10 protein-coding genes are annotated in these 13470 nt (G+C 42.3%); 5 read left to right on the forward strand and 5 right to left on the reverse strand.

The window, feature by feature from the left end; translation table 11 throughout:
* Positions 1 to 145: 145 nt before the first annotated feature.
* Together mepK and BDE27_RS12015 are read left to right on the forward strand one after the other, a co-directional pair.
* Positions 146 to 694: a peptidoglycan L,D-endopeptidase MepK gene (gene mepK / locus BDE27_RS12010; RefSeq protein WP_099133282.1), complete on the forward strand. Its 549-nt coding sequence runs from the start codon at positions 146 to 148 to the stop codon at positions 692 to 694.
* 45 nt (positions 695 to 739) lie between these two features.
* Positions 740 to 1372 (forward strand): MBL fold metallo-hydrolase, encoded by a 633-nt coding sequence (locus BDE27_RS12015; protein WP_099133284.1) that lies wholly within the window; start codon positions 740 to 742, stop codon positions 1370 to 1372.
* An 83-nt stretch (positions 1373 to 1455) separates the two neighbouring features.
* On the opposite strand, the gene BDE27_RS12020 is transcribed toward BDE27_RS12015, so the two are convergent.
* From BDE27_RS12020 to pncB, 4 genes are all read right to left on the reverse strand, one after another.
* Entirely contained in the window at positions 1456 to 2646 is a 1191-nt protein-coding gene (locus BDE27_RS12020; protein ID WP_099133286.1) for an amino acid aminotransferase, read from the reverse strand.
* Between the two features lie 241 nt (positions 2647 to 2887).
* A complete protein-coding gene (locus BDE27_RS12025) occupies positions 2888 to 3991 on the reverse strand; it encodes a porin (RefSeq protein WP_099133288.1) in 1104 nt (367 codons plus the stop codon).
* Positions 3992 to 4299: 308 nt separating this feature from the next.
* Positions 4300 to 5700, reverse strand: a complete 1401-nt coding sequence (asnS, locus tag BDE27_RS12030) for an asparagine--tRNA ligase (RefSeq protein ID WP_099133290.1) — start codon at positions 5698 to 5700, stop codon at positions 4300 to 4302.
* A gap of 221 nt (positions 5701 to 5921) precedes the next feature.
* A complete protein-coding gene (gene pncB / locus BDE27_RS12035) occupies positions 5922 to 7136 on the reverse strand; it encodes a nicotinate phosphoribosyltransferase (RefSeq protein WP_099133292.1) in 1215 nt (404 codons plus the stop codon).
* Between the two features lie 326 nt (positions 7137 to 7462).
* On the opposite strand from pncB, the gene pepN reads away from it, so the two are divergent.
* The 3 genes from pepN (at position 7463) to BDE27_RS12050 (ending at position 12056) form a co-directional block, all read left to right on the forward strand.
* Positions 7463 to 10081 (forward strand): aminopeptidase N, encoded by a 2619-nt coding sequence (gene pepN, locus BDE27_RS12040; protein ID WP_099133294.1) that lies wholly within the window; start codon positions 7463 to 7465, stop codon positions 10079 to 10081.
* A gap of 250 nt (positions 10082 to 10331) precedes the next feature.
* Complete coding sequence (pyrD, locus tag BDE27_RS12045; protein ID WP_099133295.1) at positions 10332 to 11342, forward strand: quinone-dependent dihydroorotate dehydrogenase; 1011 nt, start codon at positions 10332 to 10334, stop codon at positions 11340 to 11342.
* A 159-nt stretch (positions 11343 to 11501) separates the two neighbouring features.
* On the forward strand, positions 11502 to 12056 hold the full coding sequence (locus BDE27_RS12050; RefSeq protein WP_099133297.1) for a cell division protein ZapC: 555 nt from the start codon (positions 11502 to 11504) through the stop codon (positions 12054 to 12056).
* A 231-nt stretch (positions 12057 to 12287) separates the two neighbouring features.
* On the opposite strand, the gene BDE27_RS12055 is transcribed toward BDE27_RS12050, so the two are convergent.
* Positions 12288 to 13400 (reverse strand): YcbX family protein, encoded by a 1113-nt coding sequence (locus BDE27_RS12055; protein ID WP_099133299.1) that lies wholly within the window; start codon positions 13398 to 13400, stop codon positions 12288 to 12290.
* Between the last annotated feature and the right edge of the window lie 70 nt (positions 13401 to 13470).

Genomic DNA, 13470 nt, shown 5'->3' on the forward strand with positions numbered 1-13470 from the left:
TCACAATAATAAAGCGGTAAATTTACAGTAAAATACAAAAATACTTGAAACTATTTTTTATTTTCTGATGTCTTATTAGTTGATTAAGTTGAGTTATAAATTCATTTAGACAGTATTAATATATTAAAGAATAGCAGGGCATATCATGAATAACATTGACCACGATCGCCGAAAGTGGCTCGGTATAAGTGTGGCCTCATTGGGATTAAGTTTATTACCTCAATCGGTTTTGGCTGCATTAACAACGCCATGTCCTCGATTTTTACGTTTTGATAATCTGCATACCGGAGAAACACTCAAAGCCGAATTCTCTGATGGTTATCGGTATAATAAATCAGAATTAGCCCGCCTGAATTATCTATTCCGCGATTTTCGGCAAAATAAGGTTAAAACCATTGACCCCAAATTATTTGATCAAATTTATTTATTGCAAATGATGATGGGAATAAATAAGCCTGTCCAATTAATTTCTGGTTATCGTTCCCTGGCGACAAATAATATGTTGCGTCATGCCAGTGGTGGGGTGGCAAAACATAGTTACCATACCCGTGGGCAAGCAATGGATTTCCACATTGATGGTGTTCAGCTCGCACATATTCGTAAGGTGGCACTGAAAATGCGGGCAGGAGGGGTAGGGTTTTATCCAAAGAGTAATTTTATTCATATTGATACAGGCCCGGTCAGGACGTGGTAATCTTATTACCAACAATGAGTCTTGATTGTGGAGTGAAACAATATAATGAAATACCACATTATCCCCGTTACGATGGCGATGCAAAATTGCACATTGATTTGGTGTGAAGAAACTCAGGAAGCGGCGATTGTTGATCCTGGCGGTAATGCTGAACAACTTATCGCTGAGATAGAGCGCCGTGGGTTGAAAATCACCCAAATTTTGCTGACACATGGTCACTATGATCATGTAGGTGCTACTGTCGAAGTCGCGAAGCATTTTGGGGTGCCTGTTTACGGGCCACATAAGGGAGATGCTTTTTGGATAGAAGGCTTGGAAATTCAATGCCAAATGTTTGGTGTTGAACCATGCCCCTCTTTTACTCCAGATCGTTGGCTAGATGAAGGGGATACACTAAAAATTGGCAGTATTGAGTTATCCGTTTTGCACTGCCCAGGGCATACACCGGGACATATTATCCTTGCTAACCACACTGATAAAATCATTTCAATGGGAGATGTATTGTTTAAGGGCAGTATTGGCCGCACGGATTTTCCGGGCGGAAATTATGATGTATTGATTCAATCTATTAAGGAAAAAGTATTGCCATTGGGGGACGAATATCAATTCATACCCGGTCACGGTCCAATGTCAACATTAGGATATGAGCGGAAAACCAATCCATTCTTACAGGATTAATCGCAAACGTTTTTCTTGCCGTAAGATAATGTGAAGAAGATAAAAGCCGCTTTGTCAGCGGCTTTTGAGAAACTCAGATGAGATTAAAGTATTGCAACGATAGCTTCACACAGAGGAACCATATTCTCCAATGTCAGACCCGCTACGTTGATACGGCCAGAGCTAACCGCGTAAATACCATACTCTTCACGCAGGCGATCGACTTGTTCTTTAGTCAATCCGCTGAATGAGAACATACCATTTTGAGCGCTAATAAAACTAAAGTCTTGTTTCGCACCTTTTTCTTGTAAGGTGTTTACAAATAGTTGGCGCATACGCTGAATGCGTTCGCGCATTGTTGCCAATTCCTGAACCCACTCAGCTTTCAGTTCATCATTGGACAAAATGGTGGTAACAACGGAAGCACCGTGTGCCGGTGGGTTGGAGTAGTTGGTACGCACAATAGATTTTGCCTGGCTGAATGCTTTCTCTGCGGTATCGCTGTCCGTTGCAACGATAGTGCAAGCACCAACACGTTCATTGTACAAACCAAAGTTTTTGGAATAAGAGCTGGCAACGATTAACTCTTTGTGGTTTCTGGTAAAGATACGCAGACCTTCGGCATCTTCATCCAATCCTTTGGCAAAACCTTGGTAAGCAAAGTCGAATACGGGCAACCAGCCATTTGCAGCAGATAAATCTGCCAGTTTCTGCCACTGTTCAGCAGTTGGGTCGATGCCAGTTGGGTTATGGCAACAACCATGCAGAAGAACAACATCACCTGCTTGTGCTTCAGATAAGCTTGCCAGCATACCATCGAAATCCAAGGCATGATTTTCTGCATCGTAATAGTTGTATTCGCAGATCTCCAAGCCAGCACTGAAGAAAACGCCTTTATGGTTTGGCCAAGTTGGATTGCTGATCCAAACACGTGTTGCATTGGTCTGTTTAGCGATAAAGTCAGCCGCAATACGTAATGCGCCGGTTCCGCCTGGGCTTTGTACAGTACGGGCGCGTTTGTCAGTGATGATAGGGCTGGTTTTACCGAAAAGCAGTTCCTGAGTAACACGACCAAATTCAGGTAACCCACTAATTGCCAGATAATTTTTGGTGGTTTCGTTTTCCAGCAGGAACTTCTCTGCTTTTTTAACGGTAGTCAGAACAGGGGTTTTACCTGTTTCATCTTTGTAGACGCCGATACCCAAGTTAATTTTATTTTCACGGGGATCTGCTTTAAAGCTATCCGCTAAACCAAGAATCGGGTCGGCAGGTGCTGCTGTGATTTTTTCAAACATTTTTTTGATTCCAAGACTCGGAGAGTTAAGCCCAAAATAAGTTATACGCCGCTCAGGGTAACCTTAAGGGATCCATTTGCCAACCACTTGTAGCAAAAAGAATAAAATCTTGTGAAGTAGTTTACGAAGTGAAAAAAAGAGCCTGAAAAAACAAAGAAGTAAAACGTAAAAAGCAGCGCCGAAGCGCTGCTTTTCTGAGATAGACTGATTAGTTTTTCGCTAAACAGTTTATCAACAGTAATTAGAACTGATAAGTCAGGCCAACACCGAATACGTTACGAGCGCCTGTATCTGTTCCTTCGTTTTTGTCCAGCAGGTTGATTTTGTAATCAACATAAGTAGACAGGTTTTTGTTAAAGTAGTAGTAAGTACCTACAGAAACATATTTAACCAGATCAGCGCTGTAGTGTTTTTCACCTTCACCCAGCTCTTTGCCTTTAGACTGAACATAAGCCAGAGATGGTTTCAGACCGAAATCAGAGAACAGGTATTGTGCAACCAATTCGATATTCTGAGTTTTATTAGCAATACCTTCCGCTTTAGTGCCATCAAACAACGCTGAACCAGAGGTCATGTTACGGGTTTCGCCGTACATTGCTGCCAGGTATACATTGTTAGCATCGTATTTAGCACCGATGTTCCATGCTTCAGCACGTTTGCCTTTAGCATAGGTATCATTCCACTGACCATTTGCGCGAGTAGAGTTAGCGTAAGAAGCACCAACAGTGATACCGTAACCTACGTTATAAGTAGTCGCCAAACCGTAGCCATCGCCATTTGCTGTAGCGCCACTACGTTTATTTTTGGTGCTCTCGCTGTTTTGGCCTTGGTATTGCAGAGCAAAGTTCAGACCGTCAACCAGACCGAAGAAATCAGTGTTGCGGTAAGTCAACAGACCAGTAGCACGGCTAGTCATGTAGTTATCAGTTTTAGCCATGGAGTCGCCACCGAAGATTGGCAGTACGTCAGTCCATGCGGTGATGTCATAGTTTACGCCGTAGTTACGGCCGTAATCCAGTGAACCGTAGTTAGCGAATTTCAAACCAGCGAAAGCCAGACGGGTAGAGGTTTCTTGTTTGCCTTCTTCAGTGTGAGCTTTCAGATTGTATTCCCAACGACCAAAACCAGTCAGTTGATCATTGATCTGAGTTTCGCCTTTGATGCCGATACGTGCATAAGAAGCATCACCGTCTTCACCGCTTCTTTTATCAGCGATTTGGTGACGAACGTCTACTTTACCGTACAGATCCAGTTTATTGCCGTCTTTGTTAAAAATTTCAGCCGCGTTTGCTGTACCAGCAGCCAACAGAGCTGGAATTACCACTGCAAGAATATTGCGTTTCATTATTATTACCCTCATTGGTGTTATTTAGACACCTGCCACTGCCAGAAATAGAACACTAAAAAATTTTGGAACTATTTGTGGGTATCGAGTGTCTTATTAGTCGGCAACCAGTTTTCCATTGGTAATGAATTTTATCTACCCTCAAAATGCTACAAAAGCGCAAAATCAGTAACAAAGTGAAAATAGATATTTCAAAATGTAAATATCAGGGAACTTTTTTCGTGTGCTTTTCGCTATAAAATAAAAAAAGCCAACTTTCGTTGGCTTTTCATAGGATTGGTTTTTCGCTTATTTATTGATCTGATTCATTAGAAACTTGCGTTTCTTGGTGTCCGTGGGAATGGGATAACATCACGAACGTTGGATACGCCAGTAACATAAGCTACCAGACGTTCGAAGCCCAAACCGAAACCAGCATGAGGAACGGTGCCGTAACGACGCAAATCACGATACCACCAGTAATCTTCTTTATTCAGCCCCATTTCTTCCATACGTTGATCCAGCATATCCAGACGCTCTTCACGCTGAGAACCACCGATGATTTCACCAATGCCTGGAGCTAACACGTCCATTGCCGCAACGGTTTTGCCATCTTCGTTCATGCGCATATAGAAGGCTTTAATGTCTTTTGGATAGTTTTTCATGATCACTGGCGCGTTGAAATGTTTTTCTGCCAGATAACGCTCATGCTCTGATGCCAAATCCACGCCCCAGAAAACAGGGTTTTCAAATTCCTGACCACAATTTTCCAGAATTTCTATCGCATCGGTGTAGTCCAACTGAACGAAATCTGAATCAACAAATTTTTCCAGACGAGTGATAACTTCGCTGTCAACTCGTTCTGCAAAGAAGGCCAGATCATCAGCACGTTCATCTAATGCGGCTTTGAAAACATATTTCAGCATGTCTTCAGAGAGTTTGGCAATATCATTCAGATCGGCAAAAGCCACTTCTGGTTCAACCATCCAAAACTCTGCCAAATGACGGCTGGTATTGGAGTTTTCTGCACGGAAAGTGGGTCCGAAGGTATAGATTTTGCTCAATGCACAAGCATAAGCTTCGCCGTTTAACTGACCGGATACAGTAAGGAAAGCTTCACGGCCGAAGAAATCCTGGCTGAAATCCACTGTGCCTTTATCTGTGCGTGGCAAGTTTTGCAAATCCAAAGTGGAAACGCGGAACATTTCGCCAGCACCTTCTGTATCTGATGCGGTGATCAGTGGAGAGGATACCCAGAAGAAGCCTTTTTCATGGAAGAAACGATGCAGGGCTTGGGCCAGAGTATGGCGAACACGGGCAACTGCGCCGATTAAATTGGTGCGTGGGCGAAGATGGGCCACTTCACGCAGGTATTCAATACTGTGGCGTTTAGCTGCCATTGGGTAAGTATCAGGATCATCAACCATGCCAACAACAACGACTTTAGTGGCCTGCAATTCAAAATCCTGGCCCTTACCTTGGGATTCCACCACTGTACCGGTGATTTCGACAGAACAGCCCGTGGTTAAATGTAATATTTCATCCTGATAATTAGGTAAATTATTATTAACGACAGCCTGTAATGGATTAAAGCAGGAACCGTCATAGACGGCGAGGAACGAGATACCAGCTTTAGAATCTCTCCTTGTACGTATCCAACCGCGAACGGTGACTTCGTTGCCAACCGGAACCCGGCCTTGCAGTACATCGACTACAGGCGCTACGCTCATAAATTTCTCTCTTTTTTATATAATAGGTTAATAACTAGATAGATTTACCAAATACTCCCTTAATCAGGGAGCAGATCGTCTATCTTACTTGTCATCTCTCAGGAAACAAGAGGAAATTGCGGGTCTTAATGGGGAAACAGGGGGAAAAGTTATTTTTTTATTTGCGTAACCCGCATAAAGCCGGTTACGCAAAAGATAATTAGACAGGTTATGCCGTTTTTCTATACCACTTTCTCTATATAGGGAATGTCGAATGCCCGACGTAACCTATTGACAAACTCGTCATCTTCACAGATGGTTTTTCCGGGGCTATCCGAAAGTTTTGCCACGGGTTTACCATTGCATTCGACCAATTTGATAACAATATTCAGTGGCTTTATGCCCGGAATATTACAAGTCAGTCGTGTGCCAATGCCGAAAACAACATTAATTCTCTTATGGAAATGGTGATACAGCGCCAGTGCTTTTTGCAGATCCAAACTGTCAGAGAACACCAATGTTTTCGTCATTGGATCAATACCCAGTGATTGGTAATGTGTTATGGCTTTTTCACCCCATTCAATTGGATCACCTGAGTCATGACGCAGGCCCTGGTAAGCTGTTGCTAATGGTTTGTCAAAATCTCGCAGAAAAGCATCCATGGTAATACAGTCAGTCAGGGCGATACCTAACTGGTTTGGATACTCATTCAGCCAGGTTTGTAGTGCTGCTCTTTGGCTATTGGCAAGTTCCGGGCTAATTTGTTGGTGGGCCTGAAACCATTCATGGGCTTGTGTGCCGAGAGGCGGAAGATCAAGCTGTTCTGCCAGTTGATAATTACTGGTTCCAATCAAATAAGGGAAGCTATTTTTCAGCTCATTGATAATGGCATATTGCACTGCGTGTGAAAAACGGCGGCGAGTACCAAAATCCATTAATTTAAAACCGGATAGATCGATATTTTTTTCCGCAGCGTCTTTGTAAAACAGTTCTATCAGTTTTCTCAGCTGAATAACGGCATCTTCCGGCATTATTTCAGGTGAGTGATGACGATGAACCAATTCGCTGATCAGGGCAAGCAGAGGCACTTCCCACAAGATAACTTCGTGCCATAAACCGGAAATGCGGATGGCTAATTGCCCATCATGGGTAACAGAAACTTCGACTTGTTTAGGATTAAAGCGGAATGTTTTGCACCAGTTCAGGTAATCCTCTTTGAAGAACGGAAGGCGAGAAAGGTAATCGACTTCGTGTTCTGTCAATGCTAAGTCTGCCATCATGTCAATTTGATGACGTAATGGCTCGGCGTATTCTCCGAGCAGTTCATCACCACGGCAACGAAATTCTGCAACAACAGGAATATTGTTGTAATGGTGGTACACTGCTTGTTGCATGTGAAACTTATAGGCATCAGTATCAAGCAGTGATTTGATAATCGGGGTAGCGTCTAAAGTCATGGCGCGTCAGGCATCCTCGCGGAGCATATTCGTGTCAGCTAAATCGATAAAGTCGGGAGAGTATACCGTGATTATTGGGTTATTGAAGCCATATAGCTAGATATATTTCCCCGAATCTAAAGATTAAGGTTAATCCGTTTATAGATAATATCATGTTAAATGAGATATGAGATGACAATTAGCACGAAAGTACTAATATGCTGACCACATCATTTATACTTTTATTTAATAAGTTATTAACATCCAAAAAAAGAGACTTATTGATTGAAAGGAAGATTTCTCTATGGCAGCGTTGATGTTTTTAAAAATAATGGAAAAGGTTCTCTATGACACAACAGCGACTTGTTAAACACCGTCTGGATTATAAAGCACCAGATTACACAATTACCAACATTGATCTTGATTTTGATCTGGATACTGAAAAAACAACGGTGACGGCAATCAGTCAGGTAAAACGTCAGGCTAATGACATTACCCCACTGGTTTTGGATGGCGAAAATCTCACGTTAAAAGGCATCTATATAGATGATAAAGCGTGGGAGCATTATCAGGAACAGGATGGAAAGTTGCTGATTGAACAACTTCCAGCCCAGTTTACCCTGAAAATTGTGAATGAAATTCACCCGGCAGCAAATACAGCACTTGAGGGACTGTATGTGTCTGGCGATGCCTTGTGTACCCAGTGTGAGGCAGAGGGATTTCGTCACATCACGTATTATTTGGATCGCCCAGATGTTCTGGCTTGTTTTACAACTCGCATTACTGCGGATAAATCCAGATACCCATACCTGCTTTCCAATGGTAACCGTATTGAACAAGGGGAGCGGGAAGATGGGCGTCATTGGGTAAAATGGCAAGACCCGTTCCCCAAACCTGCTTACTTGTTCGCATTGGTTGCGGGGGATTTTGATGTCCTGCGTGACACATTTGTGACCCGCAGTGGCCGTGAGGTTGCACTGGAGCTGTTTGTTGATCGGGGCAACTTGGATCGTGCTGATTGGGCCATGACATCGTTGAAAAACTCAATGAAATGGGATGAAACCCGCTTTGGTCTGGAGTATGACCTTGATATCTATATGATCGTTGCCGTTGATTTTTTCAATATGGGGGCGATGGAGAACAAGGGATTGAATATCTTCAATTCCAAATATGTCCTGGCAAAAACAGAAACAGCGACTGACGAAGACTATCTCGCCATTGAAGCTGTGATCGGACATGAATATTTCCATAACTGGACCGGAAACCGCATTACCTGTCGTGACTGGTTCCAGTTAAGCCTGAAAGAAGGGCTGACAGTATTCCGTGATCAGGAATTCAGTTCTGATCTGGGTTCACGTTCGGTTAACCGTATCAAGAATGTGCGTGTTATGCGTTCTGCACAATTTGCCGAAGATGCCGGTCCCATGGCTCACCCTATCCGTCCTGATCAGGTGATGGAAATGAATAACTTCTATACGTTGACCGTCTATGAAAAAGGCGCGGAAGTGATTCGTATGATCCACACTTTATTAGGTGAAGAACAATTTCAGGCGGGTATGCAGCTTTATATCCACCGCCATGATGGTAGCGCTGCGACCTGTGATGATTTTGTACAGGCAATGGAAGATGCTTCAAACGTCGATTTAACCCTTTTCCGCCGCTGGTATAGCCAATCAGGGACACCTGTGCTGACTGTCCGTGACGAATACGATGCAGAAAAGCAACAATATATTTTGCATGTCAGTCAAATGACATCACCAACGGCAGATCAGCAAGAGAAACAACCGCTGCACATTCCTCTGGATATTGAGCTTTATGATGAACAAGGAAAAGTGATCCCGCTGCGTCGTAATGGTCAGCCTGTGCATCATGTTTTGAATGTTATTAATGCAGAACAATCATTTGTCTTTGATGAAGTTCCATCACGGCCTGTTCCTTCTTTATTGCGTGAGTTTTCTGCACCAGTGAAATTGGATTATCTATACAGTGATGAGCAGCTTTCATTTTTAATGAAACATGCGCGTAATGAGTTCTCCCGTTGGGATGCGGCACAGGCATTGCTAACCAACTATGTGAAGCTGAATGTTGCCCGTCACCAAAAATCCCTGCCACTGGAATTGCCAATGCATGTCATTGATGCTTTCCGTGCTGTATTGCTGGATAAAGATATCGATCCGGCTCTGGCTGCATTGATCTTGACTCTGCCGTCTGAAAATGAAATGGCAGAACTGTTTATGGTGGTAGATCCGAAAGCTATCCATGATGTCATTCGTGCCATGACAAAGGCACTGGCTAATGAAATGGCGGATGAGTTTTCTGCGGTTTATCACAGTCTCCAGACAGGCGTATACCGCGTAGAGCATAAGGATATTGCGAAACGTGACTTACGTAATACCAGCCTCTACTATCTGGCCTTTATTGATACCAAAGAGTTGGCAGATAAATTAGTGGCGGCACAATATTATCACGCTGATAACATGACTGACAGTATCGCTGCTTTATCTGCGGCTGTATCTGCTGAATTGCCTTGCAGTTATCAATTAATGGATGAATTTGATCAGCGTTGGCATCAGGATGGCTTGGTTATGGATAAATGGTTCAGGCTGCAAGCAACCAATCCAGCCTTCGATGTGCTTGAGAAAGTGCGTGGCTTGATGAAACATCGTTCTTTCAGCTTGAGTAATCCAAACCGTGTTTATTCACTGTTGAGAATATTCTTTAGCAAAAATGCCGTGGCTTTCCATGCTGAAGATGGTAGTGGTTATCAATTCTTGGTGGAAGTGCTAACCGAACTGAATAGCCTAAATCCGCAAGTAGCATCACATTTGATTGATCCATTGATTCGTCTGAAACGTTACGATGAGAAACGTCAGGCTTTGATGCGTGCGGCACTGGAACAGTTGAAAGGAATAGAGAACTTATCTGGTGACCTGTTCGAAAAGATTACCAAGGCGCTTGAAAGTTAATATGTAACATATTTTTCGGTTATTGTCGGAGATGAGATCGCTAACAAACCCCGTTGTTGTTTTAAACGGGGTTTGTTTTTGCCTGCTTATAGAGAGGGCTTTTTTGTTTACTCATATAATGGTAAATTAGCCCTCTCTTCCTGCTACAATAGCGCAGCAATTATATATGTATGAGATTGCGTATAATTCAAAATGTATAACTGACAATTCTCACGTAAAGACAATCATAAAGAACAATAGGTTAATTTAAATGTATTACTCTCTAGTACGGAAGGCGTTGTTCCAGCTTGATCCTGAACAGGCACATGAGCTGACTTTCCGCCAACTAAAACGTGTTGCCGGTACTCCTTTCGAATTTCTTATCCGCCAATCAGTTGCCACTAAGCCCGTTACTTGCATGGGGTTGTCTTTTAAAAATCCACTGGGTTTAGCCGCTGGTCTTGATAAAAACGGTGATTGCATTGATGCATTTGGCGCGATGGGCTTTGGGTTTGTTGAAGTTGGTACAGTAACACCGCGCCCGCAAGCTGGAAATGATAAGCCAAGATTATTCCGTGTGGTTGAAGCGGAAGGGATCATCAACCGAATGGGGTTTAATAACCTTGGGGTAGATAATCTGGTTGAGAATGTTAAACGCGCAAAATATGACGGGATTATCGGGATAAATATCGGCAAAAATAAAGATACTCCGGTCGAAAATGGAAAAGATGATTATTTAATTTGCATGGATAAAGTTTACCCTCATGCAGGTTATATCACTATCAATATTTCTTCTCCTAATACGCCTGGCTTGAGGACATTACAGTACGGAGAAGCTCTGGATGATCTCTTGTCTGCGATTAAAAATAAGCAAAGTGAACTTCAGCAAAAGTTCCAAAAATATGTTCCTGTTGCTGTTAAAATCTCTCCCGATCTTTCAGAAGAAGAATTAATAAAAATTGCTGATAGTTTAATGCGTCATCATATTGATGGAGTTATTGCAACAAATACCACATTGGATAGAAAGATTATCGAAGGCTTGAATCACTGTCAGCAGGTAGGGGGATTGAGTGGGCGCCCTGTGCAATTGCGCAGCACAGAGATTATCCGTCGCCTTTCGCAAGAATTAAAAGGCGAAATACCGATTATTGGTGTAGGGGGAATTGATTCACTTGTTGCAGCCAGGGAAAAAATAGAAGCAGGTGCTTCATTAATTCAGATATATTCCGGTTTTATCTATAAAGGACCAAAACTCATCAAAGATATTGTTAATCATATCTGAATATTTGCTGCAATTTGGGGGTAGGGGTTTATTTCTGCCCTCAACTCGTCTATATTTTGTCTTATAGATTAAATTTTATCATTTATTTTTTAATTTCTTATTTCGCTGGCAATGCTTATTTTAACCAAAAAAGCTATTTTGAGCATAAAAGGGTAATCAATGAAAATTAGACCTGATGATCAGTGGCGCTGGTATTTTGATCCTGAGCATAGCCGTGTCATGCTCGATCTCGCTAATGGCATGGTTTTTCGTTCCTGTTTCCCTGCCAGGATGTTGACTGATTACGCCGTTACAATGGAGGAAATGTCATTCTCAGTCGATGATGCCGCGCTTTTTTACACTTTTGAAGAACATTTACGTCGTATCGATAAGATGGCTCCTGCGTTTAGAGCTGAATTGGCTTTGAATGGGGTGGTTGCGTTACGTTTTATGAAACCACAAATGCCTAAGAGTTGGTATTTCTCCCATTTTTCTTTGATAGAGAAACCAGAACACGGCGAAATTATTCAGCTTAAATTACAGGATAGCGGTACTGAAGCGCTGTTTATGGTCGCAGAAGTTGGTCACAATGCCAGCTTGTGTCTATTGGCACAGCAAAAGTTAGAGATGCACGATCGTGTTATGAATTTTTGTGATCCCATTAAGGTCATGAATGATCGCATCATGCCCTATGCCGAGCCAATTCAATCATCAATATATGATAGGGCAATTTAGTGCCATTAGGCTGCTAGGTTCATAATATTATTAACCTAAACAAATTACTTCTATCAGCATTATTGAACGCCCTTTATCATTCACATTAAGATATATTTATAGCGTCAATCAATGGCATGTTTTTTCCGTAATATATTGCCTGCTTAAAAGCTCAGTAATAAAAATCAGACAGCTAGCTTATTTATACTGCCTGATTTAAATACAAATGCTATCGTTATCTATTATTAATGTTTATCTTAGTTCGATGACTAAATCATTTTGAGGTATACAGCTACATGCCAGAATTTTTCCATTATCCTTAATGGAAGTCGATTTTAGTGGCAATACATCCCCTTTAATCAGGGCTATCTTACAGGAGCCACAAATTCCGGCACGGCATGAATAGGGAATTTGAATACCTTGATCTTCGAGTTGTTCTAAAATAATTTGCTGATTATTGCCAATAAAACGTTGTCCATTGAATTCAATAGCAACGGACTGTTGAGCGTCTTCTTTTATAGGCAAATCGACCGCTTGTTCACCACTACCATATTCGCGTGGTGTTCTCTTTTCCAAAATGGTGACACGATCCCCAACTCGAATAATGCCGCTATTACGGGCAATGGCATTCTGCCCAAAATCAACCGCACCATTTTCTTTGGCTGTTCTGAAAGACTGTAGTGTAGCCAGTGGCTCACTTTGCGGATTTTTGCTGCCTTTTTCCGGGCTGACTGTTGTCAAAATACAGCGACTGCATGGTTTTGGCAGATCAAAAACAATATCGCCGATTTGGATGGTTTGCCAGCTATCTTCTTCAAAAGGGGTTGCACCTGTGACAATGATATTGGCACGGAATTGCTCTATTTTAATGCTGGCGGGACAGCGTTGTTGCAAGGCATGAAAAGAGGCTTCATTGATAATTAAATAGGGAAAACCGTCTGCGAATGATAAAGAAATATCGGGGAATTTCTTAACCCGTCGTGTTAGTTCCTCACTGAGCCAACGTAATTGTACAGGTTTATCAAAAAAGTCACTGAGCCAACTATTCACCCTCTCAGGAGCGACTAACGCGGTAAAATGATTTCCCCAAACTTCGGTGGAGAAACGCTCCTCTTTAAAATCATCGTAAAGTACAGTGGCGCTTTCTCCGTTTGGTGCCTGCAAGTACAGACCATTATGGAGCATCGTTGGAGTAAATAGCAGCATTTGCGGATATTGGCGGGCAGTAATAAAAGTACCGTCTGTTGTGGTGATCATAAAATTGCGGTCAAACATCAGGCCACTTTCATTGACGAGAGAATGAGAGAGTTGTAATCCACGCATGGATTTGACGGGGTAGGTATAGAGGCGCGACAGAGTTAACATCCATTATCTCCCAAATATTTTTATCTTTGCCAAAGCATTTTTATCTTTAATTGTGTCAGCAACTTTAGGA

Source organism: Xenorhabdus ehlersii (assembly GCF_003610465.1).
Taxonomy (GTDB): Bacteria; Pseudomonadota; Gammaproteobacteria; order Enterobacterales; family Enterobacteriaceae; genus Xenorhabdus; species Xenorhabdus ehlersii.